This window comes from Pseudomonas sp. PSKL.D1 (genome assembly GCF_028898945.1).
In the GTDB taxonomy this organism is placed as follows: domain Bacteria; phylum Pseudomonadota; class Gammaproteobacteria; order Pseudomonadales; family Pseudomonadaceae; genus Aquipseudomonas.
Window position 1 is genome coordinate 2,216,538 of sequence record NZ_CP118607.1, and the last position, 24,919, is coordinate 2,241,456.

At 62.8% G+C, this 24,919-nt stretch carries 23 protein-coding genes and 1 tRNA gene; 19 read left to right on the plus strand and 5 right to left on the minus strand.

Annotation, left to right across the window (positions count from 1 at the left end; genetic code table 11):
- The first annotated feature begins 66 nt into the window (after positions 1 to 66).
- The 5 genes from PVV54_RS09940 to PVV54_RS09960 all read left to right on the plus strand — a co-directional run bounded on the left by PVV54_RS09940 (position 67) and on the right by PVV54_RS09960 (position 4,296).
- A complete protein-coding gene (locus PVV54_RS09940) occupies positions 67 to 1,449 on the plus strand; it encodes an amino acid permease (RefSeq protein WP_274909753.1) in 1,383 nt (460 codons plus the stop codon).
- Positions 1,450 to 1,538: 89 nt separating this feature from the next.
- Positions 1,539 to 2,036 carry a PaaI family thioesterase gene (locus tag PVV54_RS09945; protein ID WP_274909754.1) on the plus strand — a complete coding sequence of 166 codons (498 nt, stop codon included), beginning with the start codon at positions 1,539 to 1,541 and terminating at the stop codon, positions 2,034 to 2,036.
- A gap of 283 nt (positions 2,037 to 2,319) precedes the next feature.
- Positions 2,320 to 2,715, plus strand: coding sequence for a DUF4398 domain-containing protein (locus PVV54_RS09950; protein WP_274909755.1), 396 nt, complete (start codon positions 2,320 to 2,322; stop codon positions 2,713 to 2,715).
- Between the two features lie 11 nt (positions 2,716 to 2,726).
- Entirely contained in the window at positions 2,727 to 3,500 is a 774-nt protein-coding gene (locus PVV54_RS09955) for an OmpA family protein (protein WP_274909756.1), read from the plus strand.
- 100 nt (positions 3,501 to 3,600) lie between these two features.
- Positions 3,601 to 4,296, plus strand: a complete 696-nt coding sequence (locus PVV54_RS09960; RefSeq protein WP_274909757.1) for a glutathione S-transferase N-terminal domain-containing protein — start codon at positions 3,601 to 3,603, stop codon at positions 4,294 to 4,296.
- A 37-nt stretch (positions 4,297 to 4,333) separates the two neighbouring features.
- Here the strand turns inward: PVV54_RS09960 and PVV54_RS09965 are convergent, their stop codons facing one another.
- A complete protein-coding gene (locus PVV54_RS09965; RefSeq protein ID WP_274909758.1) occupies positions 4,334 to 5,944 on the minus strand; it encodes an inorganic phosphate transporter in 1,611 nt (536 codons plus the stop codon).
- Between the two features lie 150 nt (positions 5,945 to 6,094).
- On the opposite strand from PVV54_RS09965, the gene PVV54_RS09970 reads away from it, so the two are divergent.
- The 6 genes from PVV54_RS09970 (at position 6,095) to PVV54_RS09995 (ending at position 10,305) form a co-directional block, all read left to right on the plus strand.
- On the plus strand, positions 6,095 to 6,529 hold the full coding sequence (locus PVV54_RS09970; protein ID WP_274909759.1) for a GNAT family N-acetyltransferase: 435 nt from the start codon (positions 6,095 to 6,097) through the stop codon (positions 6,527 to 6,529).
- Positions 6,530 to 6,649: 120 nt separating this feature from the next.
- Complete coding sequence (locus PVV54_RS09975) at positions 6,650 to 7,039, plus strand: helix-turn-helix domain-containing protein (RefSeq protein WP_274909760.1); 390 nt, start codon at positions 6,650 to 6,652, stop codon at positions 7,037 to 7,039.
- 63 nt (positions 7,040 to 7,102) lie between these two features.
- Positions 7,103 to 7,741, plus strand: coding sequence for a response regulator transcription factor GacA (gene gacA / locus PVV54_RS09980; RefSeq protein WP_274909761.1), 639 nt, complete (start codon positions 7,103 to 7,105; stop codon positions 7,739 to 7,741).
- A 6-nt stretch (positions 7,742 to 7,747) separates the two neighbouring features.
- Entirely contained in the window at positions 7,748 to 9,571 is a 1,824-nt protein-coding gene (uvrC, locus tag PVV54_RS09985) for an excinuclease ABC subunit UvrC (protein ID WP_274909762.1), read from the plus strand.
- Positions 9,572 to 9,604: 33 nt separating this feature from the next.
- Positions 9,605 to 10,165: a CDP-diacylglycerol--glycerol-3-phosphate 3-phosphatidyltransferase gene (gene pgsA / locus PVV54_RS09990; protein WP_274909763.1), complete on the plus strand. Its 561-nt coding sequence runs from the start codon at positions 9,605 to 9,607 to the stop codon at positions 10,163 to 10,165.
- A 64-nt stretch (positions 10,166 to 10,229) separates the two neighbouring features.
- Positions 10,230 to 10,305, plus strand: a tRNA-Gly gene (locus tag PVV54_RS09995).
- Between the two features lie 119 nt (positions 10,306 to 10,424).
- On the opposite strand, the gene PVV54_RS10000 is transcribed toward PVV54_RS09995, so the two are convergent.
- The 3 genes from PVV54_RS10000 to PVV54_RS10010 form a co-directional block, all read right to left on the minus strand.
- On the minus strand, positions 10,425 to 11,963 hold the full coding sequence (locus PVV54_RS10000) for a glycoside hydrolase family 25 protein (protein WP_274909764.1): 1,539 nt from the start codon (positions 11,961 to 11,963) through the stop codon (positions 10,425 to 10,427).
- A 138-nt stretch (positions 11,964 to 12,101) separates the two neighbouring features.
- Positions 12,102 to 13,616, minus strand: a complete 1,515-nt coding sequence (locus tag PVV54_RS10005) for a hypothetical protein (protein ID WP_274909765.1) — start codon at positions 13,614 to 13,616, stop codon at positions 12,102 to 12,104.
- Between the two features lie 46 nt (positions 13,617 to 13,662).
- A complete protein-coding gene (locus PVV54_RS10010; RefSeq protein ID WP_274909766.1) occupies positions 13,663 to 14,190 on the minus strand; it encodes a hypothetical protein in 528 nt (175 codons plus the stop codon).
- 282 nt (positions 14,191 to 14,472) lie between these two features.
- Here PVV54_RS10010 and PVV54_RS10015 point away from each other — a divergent pair, with 282 nt between their 5' ends.
- Positions 14,473 to 15,195 (plus strand): hypothetical protein, encoded by a 723-nt coding sequence (locus tag PVV54_RS10015; RefSeq protein WP_274909767.1) that lies wholly within the window; start codon positions 14,473 to 14,475, stop codon positions 15,193 to 15,195.
- A 97-nt stretch (positions 15,196 to 15,292) separates the two neighbouring features.
- On the opposite strand, the gene PVV54_RS10020 is transcribed toward PVV54_RS10015, so the two are convergent.
- The gene (locus tag PVV54_RS10020; RefSeq protein ID WP_274909768.1) at positions 15,293 to 15,958 is read right to left on the minus strand and encodes a GntR family transcriptional regulator; all 666 of its coding nucleotides are present in this window, start codon (positions 15,956 to 15,958) and stop codon (positions 15,293 to 15,295) included.
- A gap of 253 nt (positions 15,959 to 16,211) precedes the next feature.
- Here PVV54_RS10020 and PVV54_RS10025 point away from each other — a divergent pair, with 253 nt between their 5' ends.
- The 7 genes from PVV54_RS10025 (at position 16,212) to PVV54_RS10055 (ending at position 24,904) form a co-directional block, all read left to right on the plus strand.
- A complete protein-coding gene (locus tag PVV54_RS10025) occupies positions 16,212 to 17,444 on the plus strand; it encodes an NRAMP family divalent metal transporter (RefSeq protein WP_274909769.1) in 1,233 nt (410 codons plus the stop codon).
- Positions 17,445 to 17,466: 22 nt separating this feature from the next.
- Positions 17,467 to 18,225 (plus strand): LamB/YcsF family protein, encoded by a 759-nt coding sequence (locus PVV54_RS10030; RefSeq protein ID WP_274909770.1) that lies wholly within the window; start codon positions 17,467 to 17,469, stop codon positions 18,223 to 18,225.
- An 8-nt stretch (positions 18,226 to 18,233) separates the two neighbouring features.
- Positions 18,234 to 19,028, plus strand: a complete 795-nt coding sequence (locus PVV54_RS10035; protein WP_274909771.1) for a putative hydro-lyase — start codon at positions 18,234 to 18,236, stop codon at positions 19,026 to 19,028.
- Positions 19,029 to 19,037: 9 nt separating this feature from the next.
- Positions 19,038 to 20,636, plus strand: a complete 1,599-nt coding sequence (locus PVV54_RS10040) for a 5-oxoprolinase subunit B/C family protein (RefSeq protein WP_274909772.1) — start codon at positions 19,038 to 19,040, stop codon at positions 20,634 to 20,636.
- Complete coding sequence (locus PVV54_RS10045; RefSeq protein WP_274909773.1) at positions 20,633 to 22,360, plus strand: acetyl/propionyl/methylcrotonyl-CoA carboxylase subunit alpha; 1,728 nt, start codon at positions 20,633 to 20,635, stop codon at positions 22,358 to 22,360. Before PVV54_RS10040 ends, PVV54_RS10045 begins: the two co-directional genes overlap by 4 nt.
- A 147-nt stretch (positions 22,361 to 22,507) precedes the next feature.
- Positions 22,508 to 23,749 (plus strand): OprD family porin, encoded by a 1,242-nt coding sequence (locus tag PVV54_RS10050; RefSeq protein WP_274909774.1) that lies wholly within the window; start codon positions 22,508 to 22,510, stop codon positions 23,747 to 23,749.
- A 120-nt stretch (positions 23,750 to 23,869) separates the two neighbouring features.
- Positions 23,870 to 24,904, plus strand: a complete 1,035-nt coding sequence (locus PVV54_RS10055) for a LacI family DNA-binding transcriptional regulator (RefSeq protein WP_274909775.1) — start codon at positions 23,870 to 23,872, stop codon at positions 24,902 to 24,904.
- Positions 24,905 to 24,919 lie beyond the last annotated feature (15 nt).

Below are 24,919 nucleotides of genomic sequence, written 5' to 3' on the forward strand. Positions count from 1 at the left end.
ACCTACACGAATTCTGCTCCGACTTTCAGCCGTCAGTGCGGCGGCCGACCCATTCGAGGGTTCCCCATGGTTTCGCAACACAACAAGAAACAGCGTTCCTTGCAGCACGGCCTGACTTCCCGTCAGGTGTCCATGATTTCCATTGCCGGCATCATCGGCGCGGGCCTGTTCATCGGCTCGTCCAATGCCATCGCCACGGCCGGCCCGGCCATTCTCATCTCCTACGCCATGACCGGCCTGCTGGTGCTGCTGGTAATGCGCATGCTCGGGGAAATGGCCATCGCCAACCCCAACAGCGGGTCGTTCTCCACCTATGCCTCTGAAGCGATCGGCCCTTGGGCGGGCTTTACCATCGGCTGGCTGTACTGGTGGTTCTGGGTATTGATCATTCCGGTGGAGGCTATTGCCGGGGCAGACATCCTGCATGCGTACTTCCCCGCGGTGCCGTCGTGGCTGTTCGCGTTCCTGATCATGGTCGTGCTGTCGGGCACCAACCTGATCAGCGTGAAGAACTTTGGCGCGTTCGAGTACTGGTTCGCTTTGGTCAAAGTGCTGGCGATCATTGCCTTCATCGTAGTCTGCAGCCTGGCCGTATTCGGTTTCTGGCCGTTGGCCGAGGTGTCTGGCGTCAGCCGCTTGTGGGAAAACGGCGGCTTCATGCCCAATGGCTTTGGCACGGTGCTGGGCGGGGTGCTGATCACCATCTTCTCGTTCTTCGGGGCCGAGATCGTGACCATTGCCGCCGATGAAACGGCCAACCCCAAGGACAAGATCCGCCGCGCCACCAACCTGGTGGTGTACCGCATCGCGATTTTCTACCTGGCATCGATCTTCCTGGTGGTGTCGCTGGTGGCATGGAACGACCCGGCGCTAAAGGCAGTGGGCTCGTTCCAGCGGGTGCTGGAGGTGCTGAATGTGCCGGGTGCCAAGCTGGTGGTTGACCTGGTGGTGCTGGTGGCGGTGACCAGCTGCATGAACTCCGGCCTTTATACGGCCTCGCGCATGCTGTACTCCCTGGGTGCACGCGGCCAGGCGCTGAGCATGACCAAACGTATTTCCGGCGCTGGCGTGCCGACCGTGGCGGTCATCCTGTCGACGTTGGCAGGCTTTGCCGGTTGTTTCGTCAACTACGTGTTCCCCGGCAAGGTATTTGGGTTCCTGCTGTCCACCACGGGGGCAATCGCCTTGCTGGTGTACCTGGTGATCGCCGTGTCCCAGCTGCGCATGCGTGCGCGCGCCGAGCGTGAAGGGCGGCCGCTGGAGCTGAAGATGTGGCTGTTCCCGTGGCTGACCTGGCTGGTAATCGGCACGATCGTGATGGTGTTGGGCTATATGCTGTTCAGCGACGCTTACCGCTATGAAACCTTGATGACCGCAGGCGTGACGCTGTTCATCCTGCTGGTGGCGCTTACCCAGCGGCGCGGCCGAGCGGTTGCGCAAACGGCATAAGCAATGAGGGGCGCGTGATGCGCCCCTTTTGCATTTGGCGGTAATATCGAGGCTTGCATCCCTTCCATTCCAACAAGTACAGGAAGCGTATGAACCCACAAGCACTCTCGCTGCAGGCGCTGGCCGCGCCTGACGGCACCTGCTACGGCTGCGGCTGCTCGCACCCCGGCGGCCTGCACATTGAAAGCCACTGGGACGCTGACGGCATCCACCTGCTGAGCCGGCACTCCCCCGACAGCACATTCATCGGTTGGCCCGGCCTGGTTTACGGCGGCTTGCTGGCGATGCTGGTCGACTGCCATTCCAACTGGACGGCCATGGCCTACCACTACCGCGCAGAGGGGCGCGAGGCGGGCAGCTTGCCGCGCATCGATTGCGTTACCGGCAGCCTCGGCCTGAACTACCTCAAGCCAACGCCCATGGGTGTCGAGTTGCTGCTCAAGGCGCGCGTTGAAGGTGAGGTCGGTCGCAAAACCCGTGTGCTGTGCGAGGTGTGGGCCGGTGATGTACTGACCGTCAGCGCTGATTCGGTGTTCGTCCGGGTAGACACTGAAAAACTGAAGCTCAAGGCCCACGGCCTGGGCTGAACATGATCGTAAGGCCCACCAGCTGTTGAAATTTCCCGCAGTGCTTGGGGAATATGCCTTATAGGGGCGACTCGCTTTTCGGAATAGTCTGGCCGCGTTTTCACTACAAGACGCCCAGAATGTTCATTGTTACTCCCTTCACGCTCCTCCCTAACCCGCCCTGCTGACGCGGCTGGGGCTTTTGCGAGCATTCTGGACCCATTCCAACCTTCTGCAATGACACTCCGGCCACGGCGAATGCCGCGTGCCCAACGTGTCGCAGGCGCATACAAGGAGATCCTTCATGCGTGCCAGATTCATTTCCAAAGCGTTGCCAGCTGCCGGGTTCTTGATGCTGCTGGGCGGTTGCGCCAGCGCCATCGTCCCCAGCGAGCAGATCGAGTTGACCCGCAGCGCCGTCAACCGGGCGGTGTCTGCCGATGCCACGCAGTACGCACCGGTGGAGATGCGCGCAGCGCAGGACAAACTCAGCGCCATGGACCGCGCACTGGGCCAGCAGGACCTCGAGACCGTTCGCGACCTGGCTGAACTGGCCGAGGCCGATGCCCGCCTTGCCGAGCGCAAGGCACTGGCGAGCAAGAACCAGGAGCAACTGGAAAATGCGCGCAAAGGCATCGATGTGCTCAAGCAAGAGATGCTTGAAGCGCCGCAGGGCACCCCGGCCGATATCACTCAATAAAGGTAGCGAACATGTCCAAGATCAATCTGTTGCCTGCAGTGTCACTGCTGGCACTGGTGCTGGCCGGCTGCAGCACGACACCTGAAAACGCCAAGCTGCTGGAAGCGCGTGAGGCGTTCACGCAGTTGCAGGGCAAGCCGGCCTCCAGCCGTATAGCTGCCCTGGAAACCCAGGAAGCCAGCGTGGCGCTGACCAAGGCTGAAGCGCAATCGCTGAAAAATCGCAAGGCTCCTGAAGTCGAGCACCTCGCCTATCTGGCCCATCGCAAAATCGAAACCGCCGAACAGACCATTCTGCTGCGCCAGGCGGAAGTCGGCCTGCAGGGTATCGAGGCGCAGCGCACCCAGGCCCGCCTGGACGTTCGCACCGCGCAACTGAAGGCGCTGCAGGCACTCAAGGCCAAGCAGACCGAACGCGGCACAGTGGTTACTTTTGGTGATGTGCTGTTCGACACCGGTCGTGCCGAGTTGCGTGGAGGCAGCCAGCGCAATATCCAGCAGTTGGCCGAGTACCTGCGCGCCAACCCGGAACGCAAGGTGCTGGTGGAAGGCTTTACCGACTCCACCGGCGGCGACGCCTTCAACCAGCAACTGTCCGAGCGCCGGGCCGCTTCGGTGGCTAATGCATTGCGCCGCCAGGGCGTGTCGGCTGAGCGGATTGCCAGTGCTGGTTATGGCAAGGAGTATCCGGTAGCGGGCAACGCGGATGCTCAATCGCGGCAGCTGAACCGTCGTGTAGAAGTGGTCATCTCGCAAGGCGCCGATGCAGTAGCTCCGCGCTTCTGATGGTTGCCAGGGCGCGGTGCAACGCCGCGCCTTTGGCCGGGATGGTCAAATGGCAACATTGTCCCTAAAGTGGCTGCTTCCACTTTTGCAGGGACCGAGCATGACTGATCTGAGCGCATTCCCCATCACCCGCAAATGGCCGGCGCAACACCCCGAGCGCCTGCAGCTTTACTCCTTGCCAACCCCGAACGGGGTCAAGGTGTCGATCATGCTGGAAGAGATCGGCATGCCTTACGAGGCGCACAAGGTCAGCTTCGACACCGATGACCAACTGACTCCCGAATTCATCTCCCTGAGCGCCAACAACAAGATCCCTGCGATTCTGGACCCCAATGGCCCGGGCGGGCAGCCGCTGCCGCTGTTCGAGTCAGGCGCCATCCTGCAGTACCTGGCAGAGAAGAGCGGCCAGTTGCTCAGCGCCGACCCGGCCATTCGTTACCAGACGCTTCAGTGGCTGATGTTCCAGATGGGTGGCATTGGGCCAATGTTCGGGCAGGTAGGCTTCTTTCATTTCTTTGCCGGTAAAGACTATGAAGACAAACGGCCTCGGGACCGTTATGTAAACGAATCAAAGCGTTTGCTGGGTGTGCTGGACCGCCATCTGCAAGGCAAGGAATGGATGGTGGGCGAGTACAGCATCGCCGATATCGCCATTTTCCCCTGGGTGCGCAACCTGGTGGAACGCTACAACGCGCGTGAGTTGGTCGGTTTCGATCAGTTCAAGGACGTACAGCGTGTTCTGGCCACCTTCCTGGAGCGCCCTGCGGTACAAAGAGGTCTGAAAATTCCGGGCTGACGCTCACGTCGAACAACGGCGATGTGGCGAGCTGGTTTCAGAAAACCTGGCTCAGAAGCCAGTAAAGGCCACCCGCCAGTATCATCGCCGCTGGTAATGTCAGTACCCACGCCATCAACAAGTTGATCAGTGTCCGCTTCTGAACCCCCGAGCCATTGGCCACCATGGTTCCGGCCACGCCAGAGCTCAACACATGGGTGGTCGACACCGGCAATCCGAACATGTCCGCCGCGCCGATGGTGCACATGGCAACCACCTCTGCCGAGGCGCCCTGGGCGTAGCTCAGGTGCGTCTTGCCGATTTTTTCGCCTACGGTGACCACGATGCGCCGCCAGCCGACCATGGTCCCCAGGCCCAGGGCGATGGCCACGGCAACCTTGACCCAAAGGGGGATGTAGCGGGTGGCATCGTCCAGCTGGGCCTTGAACAGTTGCACGTGGCTGCGGGTGTCGGCATCGAGCGCCACCAACTGATGCTTGTCGATCAGGCGAATGGCTTCGCTGGTCAGGTACATGTCGTTGCGCACATTGGCCATGGCTTCGGCCGGCACGCGCTTGAGCGAGCCGTAGCCTTTGACTTCTTCACCGATCATGCCGGTGAGTGCAGCCAATGCTGGCACCAGTTGTGGGCTGGGCTTGGGTTCGGTAATGAACAGCGTCAGCGCTTGACGAGGGTCGGCGGGTGCAGGGTGCGGGTCGCTGCGTACCAGCGCCTGGCGTGTCACTTCGGCAATGGCGGAGAACTGCAACGCCTGTTCGTTGGGCATGGTCTTGTTCAGGGCATAAGCCATGGGCAGTGTGCCGACCAGAATCAGCATGATCAGGCCCATGCCTTTTTGCCCGTCGTTGGAACCGTGGGCGAAGGAAACGCCGGTGCAGGTCAGGATCAACGTGCCGCGGATCCACCAAGGGGGCGGGGTGCGGCCTTCCGGGGCCTGGTAGAGTGCTTTGTTCTTGACCAGCGCGCGCAGGGCCAGCAGTAGCAAGGCCGCGCAGGCAAAGCCGATCAGCGGTGAAAACAGCAGCGCGTAGCCCACTTTGCTGGCCTGGGCCCAGTCCACGCCGCTGGTGCCGTCACGGCCATGCATCAGTGCGTTTGCCACGCCCACGCCGATGATCGAGCCGATCAGGGTATGTGACGAGGAGGCCGGCAAGCCCAGCCACCAGGTGCCGAGGTTCCAGATGATCGCGGCCAGCAGCAGGGCGAACACCATTGCAAAACCCGCGCTGGAGCCTACCTGCAGAATCAGCTCGACGGGCAGCAGGGCGATGATGCCGAATGCCACCGCGCCGCTGGAGAGCAGCACGCCCAGAAAGTTGAAAAAACCGGACCAGACCACCGCCACCGGCGCCGGCAGTGAGTGCGTGTAGATCACCGTGGCCACGGCATTGGCGGTATCGTGGAAGCCGTTGACGAATTCGAAGCCCAGCGCTATCAGCAGTGCCAGCCCAAGCAGCAGAAAAGGGGTGGCAGTCGTGATCACCGTACCGCTGGCAGCAACATCTTGTTTAAGGCTCCAGGCTGTGTAGGCAACACCGGCCATCAGCAACGCGAAAAACAGAAAGAGGGTGACGCGCCCGGGTTTGTGTGACAGTTGCGGGCGGGAATGGGCCAGTTGCGGCTGGCTGGCCAGTGACGGGGTTGCCATGGTGGCTCCGGTTGGCGAGGGGCAAAGGTGCCGAAGGCACTGAGCATAGAAACAAATCGAAACCTGGGCGTGACCTCGGTCAATGGAATGCCTAGGCTTTGGAGAGGTGGTGGGAGTGAGTGAGTACCTTGATCTGCAAGCAAGCTGTCTATGGCCATTGAATTGAGGCGCGCGACCGATCGTCAGCTCGACTTTGCCCGTGACCTGACCCGTCGGGCGATGTTGCCGTATTACCGTGAATTCGACCTGTTGTGGATTGAAGAAGCGTTCAATGAGGCCTGGGGGTGGCGTGAGCAGTGGTTGGTGGTTGAGGGTGATACGCTGATGGGGTATTTCAGCCTGAGCCAGGATCGCCAGGCGTTGTTCATTCGGGAACTGCATTTATTGCCTGAGTATCGCGGGCGCGGGGTCGGTAGCTGGGTGCTTGAGGCATTGGCGCGTTGGACGCAGGAAAGACAGTTACCGTTGTTGCGATTGATGGTGTTCAAGAGCAACCCGGCGCGAGAATTGTATGTGCGTCAAGGGTTTGTGGTGATGGGCGACGATGGTTGTTTTGTACGCATGCAGCGTGTCATCGCTGGTTGATGGCCTACTAATGGCTTGCGGCGTCAGCACTTGGGCGGCATAGTGACCGCTCAGTCTGCATCTGCTCACAGGAACGTGAGCGGTATCCAGTGACGATAAGGGAAGAAGGAGAAACGTCATATGAAAGGACTCGGTCCGCGCCTAAGGGAAGAGCGTGAGCGGTTGGGCATGACCCAGCGGGTATTCGGCGATATCGGTGGTGTCGAGCCCAATGCTCAGGGGAAGTATGAGAGCGGCGAGCGTACGCCGAGAGTGGATTATCTGGCGGCATTGGCGGCCAAAGGTGTGGATGCGTCCTACGTGCTGAGCGGCCAGCGCACGCCGGCACCACTGGAGAGCCTGACCTCGGATGAAACCGCTCTACTGGGCGCGTTTCGGCGATTGCCCGCAGAAGACCAGGCCGCCTTCTGGCATTTGCTGGGGCGTGTGCTGGGGGCGGGCAGCCGGCCGGAAGCATCACCGCCAGTGCGCGCAGTGCGTCAGACGTTTCTTAAGGAAGTATTACGCTAGGTCCGCTGTGAAATTTTTTGTTAAGGTGTCGGGATCCAATCGCCCTGTTGACGAGGTGTCCGCTTGATTAGGGTCCTAGTGGTCGATGACCACGATCTGGTACGAACCGGTATTACCCGCATGCTGGCCGACATCGACGGGTTGCAGGTGGTGGGTGAAGGGGATTCGGGCGAAGCGGCACTCAAGCTGGCCCGTGAACTCAAGCCGGATGTCGTGCTGATGGACGTCAAGATGCCTGGGATCGGCGGCCTTGAAGCCACCCGCAAACTGCTGCGCAGCCACCCGGACATCAAGGTGGTTGCGGTGACCGTGTGCGAAGAAGACCCGTTCCCGACCCGGCTGATGCAGGCCGGCGCGGCAGGCTACCTGACCAAGGGCGCGGGCCTGGATGAGATGGTGCAGGCCATCCGTTTGGCTTTTGCCGGCCAGCGCTATATCAGCCCGCAGATTGCCCAGCAGCTGGCGCTTAAATCGTTCCAACCCCAGGGCTCGCCATTCGACGCGCTGTCGGAGCGGGAAATCCAGATCGCCCTGATGATTGTCGGTTGCCAGAAGGTGCAGATCATCTCGGACAAGTTGTGCCTGTCCCCCAAGACCGTCAATACTTACCGTTATCGGATTTTCGAAAAACTCTCGGTCACCAGCGACGTCGAACTGACGTTGCTGGCCGTTCGCCACGGTATGGTCGACGCAAGCCTGTAAAAATTCATGTCACACGTCTTTGATGCCAGCGCTTTCCTGGCGACCTGCAGTGGTCGCCCGGGCGTGTACCGAATGTTCGACGCCGAGGCGCGGCTGCTCTACGTGGGCAAGGCCAAGAACCTCAAGAAACGCCTGACCAGTTACTTCCGCAAGACGGGCCTTGCGCCGAAGACCGCTGCGCTGGTGGGGCGGATCGCGCAGGTCGAAACCACCATTACCGCCAACGAAACCGAGGCCCTGCTGCTTGAGCAGACGCTGATCAAGGAATGGCGGCCGCCGTATAACATTCTGTTACGCGACGACAAATCCTACCCGTATGTATTTTTGTCAGACGGTGAGTTCCCTCGCCTGGGGATTCACCGGGGGGCCAAAAAAGCCAAAGGGCGGTATTTTGGCCCTTATCCCAGCGCCGGCGCCATCCGCGAGAGCTTGAACCTGCTGCAAAAGACGTTCTCCGTGCGCCAGTGCGAAGACAGTTATTACGCCAACCGTACCCGCCCGTGCCTGCAATACCAGATCAAGCGTTGCAAGGGCCCCTGTGTGGGCCTGGTGGAGGCGGCGGAGTATGCAGAGGATGTGCGTCATTCGGTGATGTTCCTCGAAGGGCGTAGCCAGCAGTTGGGTAACGAGCTCAACGTCGAGATGGAAACGGCAGCCATGGCCCTCAACTTCGAAAAGGCCGCAGAGCTGCGTGACCAGATTGCCCTGCTGCGCCGCGTGCAAGACCAACAGTACATGGAAGGCGGCTCGGGCGATGTGGATGTGGTAGCTGCCTTCGTCAACCCCGGCGGCGCCTGCGTGCACCTGATCAGCGTGCGCGGCGGGCGCGTGCTGGGGAGCAAGAATTTTTTCCCGCAGGTGGGGATTGAGGAAGAAGTCGCCGAAGTCATGTCGGCGTTTTTGTCCCAGTACTACCTGGGTAATGCCGAGCGCGAGCTCCCGGGCGAGTTGATCGTCAACGTGGTGCACGACGATTTCGAGGCCATCCGCGAAGCCGTGCACACATTGCGAGGCCGCGAGTTGACCATCAGCCACCGCGTGCGCGGCACGCGCGCACGTTGGCAGCAACTGGCCGTGACCAATGCCGAGCAAGCACTTAATGCGCGGCTGGCCAATCGTCAGCACATGGCCGCACGCTTCGAGGCCTTGGCCCAGGTGCTTGAGCTGGATGAAGTGCCGCAACGGCTGGAGTGCTATGACATCAGCCATTCCAGCGGCGAAGCCACGGTGGCCAGCTGCGTGGTGTTTGGCCCCGAAGGCCCGATCAAATCCGATTACCGCCGTTTCAATATTGAGGGCATCACCGCTGGCGATGATTACGCTGCCATGCATCAGGCCCTGACCCGCCGCTATGGGCGCATCAAGGATGGCGAAGGCAAACTGCCCGATGTGCTGCTGGTGGACGGCGGCAAGGGCCAGTTGAACATGGCCCGCGAAGTGATGCAGGAACTGGCATTCACCGACCTGACCTTGCTTGGCGTGGCCAAGGGGGTAACCCGCAAGGCCGGTTTTGAAACCCTCTACCTCAATGACGTGGCCCACGAGTTCACCCTCAAGGGCGACAACCCGGCGCTGCACCTGATCCAGCAAATCCGCGATGAAGCGCACCGTTTTGCCATCACCGGCCACCGCGCCCGCCGTGGCAAGGCGCGCCGCGTGTCGAGCCTGGAGGACGTTGCCGGGGTAGGGCCCAAGCGCCGCCGCGACCTGCTGAAACACTTCGGCGGCCTGCAAGAGCTCAACCGCGCCAGTATCGATGAAATCGCCAAAGCCCCCGGCATCAGTAAAAAGCTTGCCGAGTCGATTTATGCCAGCCTGCATAGCGAGTAGAATGCCGGGCTCAACCCGCAGCCAGTCGTACCGATGAATATTCCAAACCTGCTCACCGTTCTACGCGTCCTGCTCATCCCGATCTTCATCCTGCTGTTCTATGTGCCCTATCACTGGAGCTACATGGCCGCCAGCACGGTGTTTGCCATTGCCGCCGCCACCGACTGGCTGGACGGCTACCTGGCGCGTCGGCTGCAGCAGAGCACGCCCTTTGGCGCCTTCCTCGACCCGGTGGCCGACAAGCTGATGGTGGCCGTGGCATTGGTGCTGCTGGTGCAGGTGCATGCCAACTTCTGGCTGACCTTGCCGGCGGCGGTGATCATCGGCCGTGAAATCGTGGTGTCGGCCCTTCGCGAGTGGATGGCCGAGCTGGGGGCGAGGGCGCATGTGGCGGTGTCCAACCTGGGCAAATGGAAGACGGCGGCGCAGATGCTGGCGCTGGTGATTTTGCTGGCCAACCCGCCGGCCGTGAGCTTCTGGGTGATTTTGGGCTATGGCTTGCTGCTGGTGGCCGCGGCGCTGACGTTGTGGTCGATGGCGCATTACCTGCTGGCCGCCTGGCCGCACCTGCGCGAAGGCTCCGAGCAGAAATAAAAGTTTTTTTGAATCAAGGGGTTGACGCCGTTTTAGATATCGCTAGAATGGCACCCATCACGACGCGGGAATAGCTCAGTTGGTAGAGCACGACCTTGCCAAGGTCGGGGTCGCGAGTTCGAGTCTCGTTTCCCGCTCCAAATATAGGCTTGTAGATTTCCACGGAAATTTGTAAGTCGTCGAAAAAAAGGGCCGAAAGGCCCTTTTTTCGTTCCTGCGAGTTGGCGCTTGTGCTGGCCAGGTTGATCCCGCCCGGTGCTCATTGCATCGCACCCCGCACAAGGCTGTCGAGCTCAGCGATGCTGCCATTGAACACATCGAAGTCCGCAGGTTTCGGGCTTCCATAAAACTCGTTGGCACGTTGCCAGAAGGCGAACCTTGTCCAGGCAGGCGGCAGTCGGGGCTCCTGCGCGCCGGTCCAGTCGGCAATCCACAGTGGGTAAGTGCCGAATTGCGGGTGATCCAGGTAGCGGCTGCCCATGTTCCAGTTGGTGTATAGCAACGGCGTGCACTGCATGAGCTCTTGCACTCTGGTCAGGGCGCGGATCAGTACCTGACGGACGTGGGCGACATCAGGCGCTGGCGTGCGCGAGGGCAGACTCTGTTCTTCGAAGTCCAATGCCAGGCACAGGTCGCGCGGCCGTGCCTCACCGATTGCGCGTACGGCGATGTCGACCTGGGTGACAGGGTCTTGGTCAATACGCAGGAACAGGTAAGCGCCGCGGTACAGGCCGTTACGGCGCATGAGCCGCCAGTTGATGGCGAACTCCGGGTCCAGCCGTGTGCCGAAGGCCACGCGGGTGAATGCGAAGTCGATATCCGCAGCAACGTCCAGCACCGTTTCGGCACCGGACTTGCCTGAGCCGGACCACTGCGAGACGTCCAGCCCCCGAGGTAAGCTCCCCAGGGCAAGTGCAGTTCTATCGGGTGCTGGCGCGGAACCTGTAGCGGGGGCGGCGACTAGAGGCGTGCCAGTCACTCGTGCCGGTTGGGCCTTGTGCAGGTGGTCATTGGCGTAAATGCCGAGCGCCGCAGCGAGGCATGCGATCAGCAGGCCACTGATTGCAAGGAGCAAGCCGTTACTGAGAATCCAGTGGTGCTGGTGTATTTCGCCGACCTGCGCGTCGGTAGGCAGGTCGACGTTCTCCGAGTGTTGGGTGGTGGCTGTCGAGTGGGTGAGAGGAGGGCGTAGCCTGACCTTTTCGAGTCGAGCCTGTTGCTGGGGGCTTGCCAGCCTGGCCAGCAGTTGCACACGCGCGCAGGGGCGAATCTGTAACAGCCCATGCGTGGCGGCTTGCATGAGCTCATAGGCGTCCGATTGCAGGCCGATGCTGCGGTACAGCACCTGGCCCTGTCGATTGTTGATGGTGGATGGATCGTCGGTGTAGTCGCCGTTGTCGTTCAGGATGATTCTGGGTTTGTTGTCCAGCATCTCGACTCGGGGTGTACCGAAAGTGGCACCAATGTAACGCAACTCTTGGTTCGCTGGCACGAGGGGGCGATGGACCAGCGCCAGGCCTGAGGTGACGAGGCGTTCCAGGAGCATGGCAATTTCCAGGGTATGCGCCAGGGCATTCGCCGCTTCGCAGAACATGGTCTCTGGTACGTAGAGGAATGCACTGCCATGGGACGGTTGAAGGATCAGTGATCGCTGGGATGCATCGTCAAACCAGCTGTCACGCCACAGATGCCTTAACGGTATTGGGCCGCTGCAGGTCATTTCGAGAAGGGTGCCGAGCCAGGCACGCTCCCGATGGTTCAGGGCAGTGGGGAGGTCATCGTTACGCTCTGCTTTCATGGGGGCCTATCTCCGAAAGACGGCGAGCCAGCGTGATGAGTGTGGGGGCCACCCATCACGCTGGAGGGTTACAGCGCGTTGCCCCGGTGGAGTGAGGATGTGCTGAACGGCGCCGGGGTAGCGTTGGCGTTCTGTACGTCAGTCCCCGCTGCCGTCCCCGCTGCTGCCCCCTGTGGTGCTGGAGCTGCTGGAGCCACCGGAGCCACCGGCCGGGCCAGCGTCATCGGCCGAAATGCTGATGTACTTGTTGGGGTAGTACTTGGCCATCCAGGCCTGAGCCAATTGCGAGGCGGTAATGCGCTTGAGGTAGTAGGTGATGGGGGCGCCGATATTGCCAGCAAGGCATTTCTGGATGTAGTCGTCCAAAGCGTCCATCATCGAATTGGTGTCGATGACCTTGTTCGCGCCATCGTCGATATCCGACAGCGCCGACAGGGCACTCTCCATCTGGTTCGACTTCATGGCCATGAACTCCTGGCCGGTGCGCGCCCGGTCGGCGGCTGACGACACCGACTCCTGGTCGGTCTGGGTCACGCCCTGGAGTTTGAGCAGCGCGGTCATCGACGAGGCACCGTCGAAATCGGTGAACTGCTTGACGCCCATCTTCACCTGGTTGGACTTGATCGACGGGATCGAGCCCACCGTGGTCAACGTGCAATGGGAGGTGACATTCTGCGACGACAGCAGCGCCTTGGCGTCATCGCTGAAAGAGCTGTTGACGCCGAAGCCACCGGAAACGCTTGCAAACCAACCAGCGACCTTGAATTGGGTCTGCAGCGACGAGGCGACACTTTCCATTGTTTCGCTGCTGCGGGTGTCGGTGGTGTTGAGGATGTGCACCATGCCGATGAAGCAGGAACCCATGGTCGCCCCGGATAACAGGGTAAGGGCTTTCTCTTCCTTGGTGTTGGCCTGCTGCGCGACCTTTTGCATCGACGCGATGGAGTCGGTCTTGATCATGTTGTCGGGGAAATAGGCATTGAATGCACGAATGCCCTTGTCGACGTCGAGGATGAATGGTGCCAGCAGCACAGCATCCTTGTGCGTACAGGTAACGCTGATCACCAAGGTGCCGGAGATGCTGTGGTTCTGTACCTGGCTATTGACCTGGCTGGCTGCCGATCCCGAGGCCTGGGAGGCGAATTCGTCGCCGAAGATACCGACCTGGCCGCTGATGAATGAGGCGATCTTGGACGCGTGGGTGCCAGACTGTTGGCTGTTCTGGTCGAGGCTGAAGTACTGCACGTTCATCCGCAGGCCGTCTGCCGACAACGGCATTTGTTTGATCTGGGTGCGGTTGTAGTCGACCGGGCTTTCCACCGAATCGCTAATGCCGGCCATCTTTGCCTTCAACGGCTGAATGGCCTTGATGGCATCTACCTTGGCTTTGGCGAACGCTTGAGCGGCCGTGGACACATCTTTGCCGACACCCGCCGACTCGGTGTCGACGTCGGTTGTGTCGATGCCCATCCCGGCCAGTTCCTGGGACGTCATGTCCAGTGAACGCTTGGCGGCGATCAGTGAGTTGAGGGTGTCTTCGGCTGCGTCGGCTGGAGCCTGGGCGGCGGCGATCTGTTCCAGCACATCAAGCCGTTCGAGGCTGACCAGATTGCCCAGTGCCAGGGCCGGGTCGTAGGGAATTGTGGAAGGCATGGGGGTGCTCCTGCATGGTGGGTTGAGTTGCGTTCTGCAGTGGGTACTACGACAAGCGGCTGGCGAATGAGCCAGCTTGGGCCGCCAGGGGGCGGTAAGTCTTGAGTTGCCGGCGTGAGACGCCAAACGTGGCGTGCAGCGCCTCTGGTGTCCAGTCCTGGTTCAGGGCCAGGCGAATCGCTGCACGGCGCAGGGCGAGGAACAGCCCCCAGACGCTGGGGATGTCAATCTGGCCGTTGACATCGGCCAGGTCGCGCCACTGGGCGTAGGTGGTTTCGGGGACGTCCAGGCCGGTCTGCTGGAGGAAACGTTGGGGTCGGGTCGGCAGGTAGAGGCGCCTGCCGCCGTGGGCGTTGACCAGGTCGAGGATCAGGGCGAAGTCGGTGTCTTCGGCGATCTGCGCCAGTGAGCCGGGCAGGCAACCGATCACCAGTTCACGGTTGCGCTCGCAGAACTCCAGGCACATCAGCCGTGAGTCGCCGGTCATCAGTGCTGCGCCACCCAGCAGATAGAGGAAACACTCACCTTTGCTTGCGGCACTTTCCAGCCATTGTTCGCTTGTGGTTTTTTCCATTTCGCTTTCCCCTCGGATTTTCCTTGTGATCCGACGAGTTCACGCTAGCGATGTGCCATTGTGCAAAGTAGGGGAACAAAAACCCCTGTTTGCATTGCGCGCTCAGGCAAGTGGGGCGACGTTGGTCCGGCAAATTGCATGATTCAGGGAGCATCGATCCCCTACCGGCCTGGCGGGATGGACGCCACGCTCACCCCACCTTTTCCCTGATCGGTCAATGAGGGGGGAGGTGGCAGATGGTCGATGATCGGCCATTCAGGTATCCATCAAAAGGACGACACCATGCTTCGTATCTTGGAAAAAGACTATGCCAATGCCCTGTTCGAGGCCTACAAGGGCTTCAAGCCGGGTACACAAGGCGACGGCAACTTCGATTCGGTCGTGCTGCGCGCGGTGAGTGACATCCTCCACGCGCACCCAGCGACCGGGATTCCCCAGCTGGGCAGCGATCAGAAGTCCAATAGTGTGTCGAAACCGGCGACTGCTACCGCGGCCAACCTGCAGAGCTTGTTCACTGGGGCGGCCACGCCCTCGTACAACGTCATCCTGCTAGGTGAGGCGCACAACAGCCAGGCCGACATTGCCCGCGCCAATGGCCTGCTGGCCGCACTCGCCACTCACCCTGCGACCCTGACGGCAAGCATGGCGGTGTTCGAGCGGGGCATGCCATACAAGACACCTTCGTCTGATGTCATTGCCAGTGTCTTCGAGGAGGTCATCGTCAAACCCGACAACGTCCCGGTGTCGACGCCGGCCAGTTGCCCGCGAGGTCTTTCGGCCTTCTGTGCCGGGTTGACCGCCAGCCAGCGCTCCATGGCAGTGGCCGGCTACATGGCGGCCTGCGCGGGGGCGGGGCCGCAAGGTGCCAAGGCGGATTTCCTGGTGTTCTTCGGTGCCAACCACCAGGACATCCTCACGTACTTCGAGAAATTCGTCACCCAGTGCGGTGTGCCATTCATGTGCAAAGTCCAGCGCAACTACACGTTCGTGCAGTCCAGCGTCTGACCTGAGGTTGCTGGCAGCGCGGCATGCGCTGCCAGCGCTGCACTGTGGTGATGCGTTGCTCTACGATCACGACATCAACGAGAGGTTTGCACAGCACCTAACGCCTCGTCCGCCGCTCGTAAGCCGCCAGCACGATTCGCTCCGACTGCACCAGATACCCCTCCAGCATACGTGTCGCATCCTCGGACCGACCCTCTTCGACGCAGCGCAAAATGGCAGCGTTCATGTCCAGGTAGGGCAGGTGCAGGAACTCGGGGTCGTTGAGTACGCCGAAGGCCAGGCGCAACTCGGCCGAAATCTGCCCATAGAACACCAACAGCCGCGGGCTGTCGGCCAACTCGACGATGGCACGGTGGAACAGCATGTTCGCCGTGCCCACCCCCACCCAGTCCTTGGCTTCCCGGGCCTGCATGCCGGCCTCCACGGCCTGGCGCATGTTCAACGTGCCTGGGTGCAGGGGGAAGCCTTGGGCAATGGCCTTGCACTCGATGAAGCGGCGCACCCGGTAGATGTCGATGATCGAGGCCATGTCCGGCTCGGCCACGGTAACACCGCGGTTGGGTTCGTGCTTGAGCAGCCCTTCACGGGTCAGTACGCGAAAGGCTTCGCGCAGGGTGTTACGGGAAATCTGCAATGTTTCCGCCAGGGCCGCCTCGGACAGGCGCTGCCCGGGTACCAGTTCGCCCTCAACCAGCATACGGCGTATGTCCTTGGTGATGGATTCACCCAAGGTACGCGGGTGGGAGGCAGCAGTGTCGTTCATGGGCGATCCAGAGTGGAGGTGACCGCGAAGATGTTCCCCGAGAGCCGTGTGCGAGGCAAGTGCCTGAGGCCTCAAATGCTCCATCAGGTAGCACGGGTGAGTTGAAGTGTAACAATCTGGCGCATTGTGCTCACTCATCCAAATTAGATTGTTCAACAATCTAGACTGCGTAAACCCTCACATTCAGGCTATTTTGTAAAACATGGCATGGCGCTTGCTCTGCGAAGGTATCTCTCATTGTAGGAATGCTGCTGTGACACAGACCGCTTTAGAGTTCAGCAAGGCCCGGCGCTCGTCCCTGATCGCCGCGATTTTCATGATGGCCACCTCGGCCATCGGCCCGGGTTTCCTGACCCAGACCGCCACCTTCACCGCTACCCTGGGCGCCGCATTCGCCTTTGGTATTCTTGCCTCGATCCTGATCGACTTCGTCGTGCAGCTGAACGTGTGGCGCATCGTCACCTTGACCCGCATGCGCGCCGCCGACCTGGCCAATACCGCCATTCCAGGTTCGGGCTACTTGCTGGCAGTGCTGGTAATCTTCGGTGGCCTGGTGTTCAGCCTGGGTAACATCGCCGGCGCCGGGCTGGGCCTGAATGCCCTGACCGGCCTCGACCCCAAATGGGGCGGCGCCCTCAGCGCGCTGGTGGCCATCGGCATCTTCTCCTCGCACCGCGCCGGCATTGCCATGGACCGCATCATGATCGTGCTGGGCATCTTCAAGATCGCCCTGATCATCTTCGCCGCCTGCTCGACCCACCCTCCGCTGGGTGAAGCGCTGCGCCAGGCGGTGTGGCCTGACTTCGTCGACTTTGCTTCGATCACCACCATCGTCGGCGGTACCGTCGGCGGCTACATCACCTACGCCGGCGCCCACCGCCTGCTGGACAAAGGTACCGTCGGCGTGGAAAACATCGAGGTGGTGTCCAAGGCCGCACTGACCGGCATCCTGGTCACAGGCATTGCCCGCTATGTGCTGTTCCTGGCCATCCTCGGCGTGGTCGCCAGCGGTATCGTCATCGATGTTTCCGGCCAGGGCGCCAACCCGGCTGCACAAGCCTTCGGCGCCGCTGCCGGCGAAACCGGCATGATGGTGTTCGGCTTGGTGCTGTGGGCCGCGGGTATCAGCAGCGTGATCGGCGCCTCGTACACCTCGATGTCGTTCATCACGGTATTCTCCAACCGCATCACCGAGCGCACCCGCCACCTGGCCACGGTCGGCTTCATTCTGGTCGCGCTGGCCGTGTACCTGACCGCCGGCAAGCCGCCTGCTGCCCTGCTGGTTTTCGCCGGTGGCTTCAACGGCTTGATCCTGCCGCTGGGCCTGAGCATCTTCATGTACGTCGGCTGGCGCCGTTCGGATTTGATGGACGGCTACCACTACCCGCGCTGGCTGCTGGTACTGGGCGTGCTGACCTGCCTGTTGTCGTGGTACATGGCGTATAAATCCGCCGGCGCCATCTTCGCCTTCATCAACGCAGCCTGAGACTGCCACGGAGACCCTTTTCATGCCTGCCATCGACCTTAACAGTGATTTGGGCGAAAGCTTTGGCGCCTGGAGCATGGGTGACGATGCCGCGATGCTCGACATCGTCACCAGCGCCAACGTCGCCTGCGGCTTCCATGCCGGTGACCCGGCCGGGATCCTCGGCACGCTCGAAGCTGCCGCCGCCCGTGGCGTGGCCATCGGTGCCCACGTGTCCTACCCCGACCTGGTCGGTTTCGGCCGCCGCAACATGGCCGTGCCGGCCGAGCAGCTGTGCGCTGACGTGATCTACCAGGTCGGCGCGCTGCAAGGCCTGGCCCGCAGCGCCGGCACCCGGGTCAGCTACGTCAAGCCCCACGGCGCGCTGTACAACACCATCGCCCAAGACCCGGTACAAGCTGCGGCGGTGATCCAGGCCGTGCTGCGCGTCGATCCGCAACTCAAACTGGTGTGCCTGGCCAATTCGCCGCTGATCGGCTGGGCCACACAGGCAGGCCTGAGCTGCGTGGCCGAAGCCTTCGCCGACCGCGCCTACACCGCGCAGGGCACACTGGTGTCGCGCAACCGCCCAGGCGCTGTGCTGCACGATGTCGAGCTGATCGCCCAGCGCATGCTGCGCCTGGTGCGCGACGGCGAGATCGAGGCCGAGGACGGCCAGGTGATCCGCCTGCAGGCCGACTCGATCTGCGTACACGGCGACAGCCCCGACGCGGTCGGCATCGCCCGCACCGTCAAGCACCGCCTGCTAGAAGCCGGCACCACCCTGCGCGCATTCACTTGAGGTTGACCATGAACCCGTTCCAGCAAGCCCGCGAAGCCGCCGCTGCCGCCCGTGCCCGTTACCGTCAGGGGCTGGTGTCGCCCACCGCCGGCCACGCCCCTGGCCTTACCCAATGCAACATGATCTGCCTGCCCCGCGAGTGGGCCTACGATTTCTTGCTGTTTGCCCAGCGTAACCCGCAGGCCTGCCCGGTGCTGGATGTGACCGAGCCTGGCGAATACAGCACGTTCCTTGCTGCCGACGCCGACCTGCGCACCGACTTGCCGCTGTACCGCGTATGGCGCGACGGCCAGTTGGCAGAGGAGGTGAGCGACGTACGCGCACTGTGGGCCGAGCACGACGACTTGGTCAGCTTCCTGATCGGCTGCAGCTTCACCTTCGAGAACGACCTGCTCGAGGCCGGCATCGATGTGCGCCATATCAGCGAAGGCTGCAACGTGCCGATGTACCGCAGCAATCGCGCTTGCCGCCCGGCGGGCCGGCTGCAGGGCAACATGGTGGTGTCGATGCGCCCGGTGCCGGCCGAGCGGGTGGCCGACGCCGCCCGCATCACCGCGCGTTACCCGGGCGTGCACGGGGCACCGGTGCATGTAGGGGAGCCGGCGTTGCTCGGCATCAACGACATCGCCCAGCCGGACTTTGGCGATGCGGTCAGTATCAAACCGGGCGAGATCCCGGTGTTCTGGGCCTGCGGCGTAACCCCGCAATCGGTGGTGATGGCCTCGAAGGTGCCGTTCGCGATTTCCCACGCACCGGGCCACATGTTCATCACCGACGTCCCCGACAGCCAATACCACGTGTAGGAGTGGATCATGCGTTTCTACCCAGTCAGCCTGGATGCATTGCTGGTGGAGCTTGCCGACCTGGACGAGACCCTCGCCCTGTTCGATGCGCTGCAGCAGGCGCCCATCGTTGGCGTGCAGGAAGTCGTGCCCGCCGCACGGACCTTGCTGGTGCACTTTCGCCCAAGCCAGGTCAGCCGCGAGGCCCTGGCGGCGCAGATCGCCGCGCGTGACATCAGTGCCAGCCAGCGTCAGGCCGGCAAGCTCATCGAGATCCCGGTGCACTACAACGGCGAAGACCTTGCTGATGTCGCGCAAGCCCTGGGCATCAGCTGCGAGGAGGTGATCCGCCGCCACACCGGCAGTGACTACAGCGTGGCCTTCTGTGGCTTCGCCCCAGGCTTTGCCTACCTCAGCGGTGGCGCCGGCTTTGTGGTGCCCCGGCGCAGCACGCCGCGCACGCGCATCCCGGCCGGTGCGGTGGCGCTGGCCGGCGGCTTCAGCGGCATCTACCCGCAGGCCAGCCCCGGTGGTTGGCAGATCATCGGCGTCACTGGCACGCGCATGTGGGACCTGGACCGCGACGAACCGGCGTTGCTGCAACCGGGCTACCGGGTGCGTTTCGTCGATGCCGGCCCGTCGGCAGCGCAGCGCGTGTCGGTGGCGGTACCTGGCCGTGCGCAAGCGGCCGGCGGCAACTGCCTGGAAATCCGCGCGCCGGGCCTGCAAACCCTGCTGCAAGACCTTGGCCGCCCAGGCCGGGCGGGGCAGGGGGTTTCGGCTTCCGGCGCCATGGACCGGGGTGCGCTGCGTGCCGCCAACCGCGCCGTCGGCAACGAAGCCGGCAGCGCCTGCCTTGAAGTATTGATGGGCGGGTTGAGCTTGACCTGCCATGGCCACACCGTGGCGGCCGTTACCGGGGCCACCGCGCAGCTCGAAGTGCTGAGCGCCAACGGCCAACGGTTGCGCCCGGCCCTGTACACGCCGTTCACCCTGCAGGACGGCGACCAGCTCAGCATCCATGCGCCCAGCGCCGGGCTGCGCAACTACCTGGCGATCCGTGGTGGTTTCAACCACGCCCCGGTGCTGGGCAGCCTGGCAACCGACACCCTGGCCCAGGTCGGCCCGGCGCCACTGGCCGCCGGCGATCGCCTGGGCTTCAATGCGCGCATCGGCGGCGCTGCGGTCTCGCTCGACGAGCAACCCGCCTTCGATATGCCTTGCGCCGACCAGGTCATCACCCTGGACGTGGTGATGGGCCCGCGTAGCGACTGGTTCACCGCTCAGGCCCAGGCCTTGCTCGCAGCGCAGGCCTGGCAGGTAACACCGCAGTCCAACCGTATCGGCATCCGCCTGGCGGGCGAACAGCCACTGCAACGTGCCATCGACGGCGAGTTGCCCAGCGAAGGCACCACGGTCGGTGCCATCCAGGTGCCGCCCAGCGGCCAGCCGGTGCTATTCCTGGCCGACCACCCGCTAACCGGTGGTTATCCGGTGATCGGCGTGGTGGCCCCGCACCACCTGGACCTGGCCGGGCAGATCCCGGTCAATGCGCGTATCCGCTTCAACCCGCTGGGCGCCTTTGAGCCCGTGCGGCCTGCCCCTTACAACGAGAATTCTGCCCGATGAAAAAGGTCCTGATTGCCAACCGTGGCGAAATCGCCGTGCGTATCGCCCGTGCCTGCCGTGACTACGGCGTGGCCAGCGTGGCGGTGTACGCCGACGCCGACATCGATGCCCTGCACGTGCGCCAGGCCGACGAGGCCTACGCCCTGAACGGCCAGCGTCCCGCCGACAGCTACCTGAACATCGACAAGCTGCTGGCCGTCGCCGCCCGCTGCGGCGCAGACGCCGTGCACCCCGGCTACGGCTTCCTTTCCGAGCGCGCCGACTTCGCCCGCGCGGTGCTGGCTGCCGGCCTGACCTGGATCGGCCCGAACCCGGACACCATCGACGCCCTGGGCGACAAGGTGCAGGCACGGCGTATCGCCCTGAAGGTAGGTGCACCGCTGGTGGCTGGCACCGAAGACCCGGTGAAGGACGCTAGCGAAGTGCTCGCATTCGCGCAGCAACACGGCTTGCCGATCGCCATCAAAGCCGCTTTCGGTGGCGGTGGCCGAGGCCTGAAGGTGGCCTGGCAGCTCGATGAAGTCAGCGAGCTGTACGAGTCCGCCGTGCGCGAGGCGGTCACCGCCTTCGGCCGTGGCGAGTGCTTCGTGGAGCGTTTCCTCGACCGCCCGCGCCACATCGAGGCGCAGGTCATCGCCGACCGCCATGGCCGCGTGGTGGTGGTGGGTACTCGCGACTGCTCGCTGCAGCGGCGCAACCAGAAGCTCATCGAAGAAGCCCCGGCGCCATACCTGGACGATGCCCTGCGCCAGCGCATCCACGACTCGGCCCGCGACATCTGCGCCGCAGCCGGTTACGTGGGGGCTGGCACCGTGGAGTTTCTGCTGAGTGCTGACGGCACCTTGTCGTTCCTGGAGGTCAACACCCGGTTGCAGGTGGAGCACCCGGTCACCGAAGAAACCAGCGGTGTGGACCTGGTGATCGAACAGCTGCGCGTGGCCGATGGCCTGCCACTGTCGTTTGAAGGCACCCCGGCGCCGCGCGGCCACAGCTTCGAGTTCCGCATCAACGCCGAGGACGCGGGCAACGGCTTCCTGCCCACCCCGGGAACCATCGAAGGTTTCCAGCCGCCGAGCGGCCCCGGCGTGCGCCTGGACACCGGTGTGGTCGAAGGCTCGCGGGTATCGCCCAACTTCGACTCGATGATCGCCAAGCTGATCGTTACCGGCGCCACCCGCGAGCAGGCCGTCCGCCGCGCCCGCCGGGCGCTGGCCGAGTTTCACGTGGACGGCGTGGCCACCGTGTTGCCGTTCCACCGTGCAGTAATGGATCACGCCGACTTCACCGCAGAAGGCACCTTCGCGGTACACACCCGCTGGATCGAAACCGACTTCGCCGAACAGGTGAGCATCGCCCCGCGCAGCGCCACACAAGCGGACCCGGGCGTGCTGCGCACCTTTGTCGAAATTGACGGCAAGCGCCACGAACTCGGCCTGCCGGCGGCCCTGCTGGCGGGCATCAGCCTCAACGGCGCAGCGCCCGCGGCAGACCTTGCCGCCGCCGAAGCGGTGGATGAGAAAGCCGTACTCACCCCGGTAGCCGGCAACCTGCACGCCTGGGTGGTCGAAGAGGGCGCCAGTGTGCAGGCTGGGCAGGTCATCGCGGTGATGGAGGCGATGAAGATGGAAACCTCGATCCTGGCGCCCTGCGCCGGCACCCTGAGCATTGCCGGGCAACCTGGCAGCTACTTCGAAGCGCGGGCCAGCATCGGCCGCATCGACTGATACACCCCGCTTCATCCTGAACCACCACGCGCACTCGGGTCTTCGGACCTGAGGGGCTGCGTGTTGCCGGAATTTCCCCCTCCGGCGCTGTTGCACACATAACAAGAACGTTCATTGACCCTCCTGCCACTACGGAGCATGCCAGGCATGTCGTCAAACAAGACCCTAGCAACCCTTGGTTCGTGCGCATTGTTGTTCCCATTGGCAGCCTCGGCGGATTTCATCGCCGACAGCACTGCCGCGCTGGAACTGCGCAATTTTTATTTCAACCGCGATTTTCGCAACGGCCCGCCAAGCGCCCAGCGCGACTCGGCCGCCGAGTGGGCGCAGGGCGCGATGTTCCGCTTCACCTCGGGCTACACCGAGGGCACCGTGGGGCTGGGGCTCGATGCCCTGGGCATGTACGGCTTCAAGCTCGACGGTGGCGATGGCTCGGGCGGTACCGGCCTGTTGCCGGCGGACCTGAGTTCCGCCAACGGTCGCGGCTCGCAGAGCGAGTACGGCAAGCTGGAGCTGACCGCCAAGGCCAAGGTGTCCGACACCGTGTTCAAGGTGGGGTCGCTGGCCTTTCGCAACCCGGTGGTGCAGAGCAACGACACCCGTCTGTTGCCGTCGACCTTCGAAGGGGCGATGGTCACGTCCAGCGATATCGACAACCTGGCATTGCAGGTGGGCAAGCTGCGGCAAATCAAGTTCAACAGCTCAAGTGACTACCAGGACTTCACCGGTAACCGCATCGGCGGGGTGAGCGATGATTTTCGCTTTGCCGGGGGCACCTACAGCTTCGGCAAAGGGCTGAGTACCAGCCTGTTCTACGGCAACCTGGAGGACGTGTACAAGCAGGTGTTCGGCGGCGTGGTCTTTGAGCTGCCGCTGGCTGCACAACAGTCGCTGAAGTTCGACCTGCGTTATGCCAAAAGCCGCGAGGACGGCAGTTTTCGCCCGCTCGACAACCGCTCGGCCAACGGCCAGGTGGCCTATACCTTGGGTGGCAACATGTTCACCGTCGCCTACCAGCACATGAGCGGGGATGACCCGTTCCCCTATATCGCCAACAGTGACCCGTACCTGGTCAACTTTGTGCAGATCAACGACTTCGCCAATATCGACGAGCGTTCGTGGCAGGTGCGTTACGACTACAACTTCGCGGCCATCGGGGTGCCGGGGCTGACCTTCATGACCCGCTATGTCAGTGGCGACAATGTGCTGGTTGGTGGCGGGCATGGCGGCAAGGAGTGGGAGCGCAATACCGATATCGGCTATGTGGTGCAGAGCGGGGCGCTGAAAAACCTTGGCGTAAAAGTACGCAATGCCACGGTGCGGTCGAACTTCGGCAATGATCTGGATGAGACGCGCTTGATTGTCAGCTACACATGGGCGCTGTGGTAGAGGCCCGGCGATCAATGGCGTTGGCGATGGTGGCATTGATGCGCGGCCAACCCCTTTCGTAAACTGTCGTCATCACGCGGGGGCTCGCCCCCGTAGGGCGTCATTGCGAGCAGGGGTCCCGTGGCAAGAAAATCCAGAAGAGAACTGGCCAGCAGCACCGAGCAGGGCGAGTTGCCGGTTACCGTCATCGATGTGGCGCGTGTTGCGGGTGTGTCGCCGATTACTGTGTCGCGTGCCCTGCATCGTCCTGAACGTGTCAGCGAAGCTACCCGGGAGCGTGTTCTTGAAGTGGTCAAGGCCATGGGCTATGTGCCCAACCTGCTGGCCGGCAGCCTTGCGTCGAGCAAGAGCCGACTGGTGGCGATTTTGCTGCCAACCATCGCCAACTCCATCTTTGCCACCGCCGTGCAGGCAATCATGGACCGCCTCACCGAGGCAGGCTATCAGTCGCTGCTGGGCCCCACCGGCTACTCCCCCGAAAGGGAAGAAGTGCTGCTGGAGGCGATTCTCGGTCGTCGCCCGGACGGCATTGTCCTTACCGGCACCCTGCACACCGACGGCAGCCGCGCGCGGCTGGCGTCGGCGGGCATCCCGGTGGTCGAGGCATGGGACCTGAGCGAACATGCCCTGGACATGCAGGTGGGCTTTTCCCATGAGGAGGTCGGACAACTGGTCGCTGATCACTTCCATGCCAAGGGCTACCGGCGTTTTGCCGTGATCACCGTGGACGACCCTCGCGGCCTGCGCCGCTGCAATGGCATGACCCGGCGCTTGAAGCAGTTGGGCATCCATGACATGCCGGTGCAAGTGTTGCCATTGCCGTCCACCTGGCAAGTCGGCAGGGAAGGGCTCAAGCGCCTGCTGGGTAACGAACAGCCACCGCAGCTGGTTTTCTGCAGCTCCGACACGGTAGCGCTCGGCGTGCTTGCAGAGGCCGCGGCCCGGGGGCTGCGGGTGCCTGAAGACATTGCCGTGCTGGGCTTTGGAGACACCACCGACAGCTGTTTTGCGCAACCGGCGTTATCCACCATCAGCGTCAACTCGGCGCAGATGGGGCGGCAGGTGGCAGAGGCCCTGCTGCGCCGCCTGGCGGGTGGAAAAGACCTTGAGCGGCATGACACCGGCTTCTCGCTGATTGAGCGCGCCAGCACCTGAAAGTCAGCCGTTCGA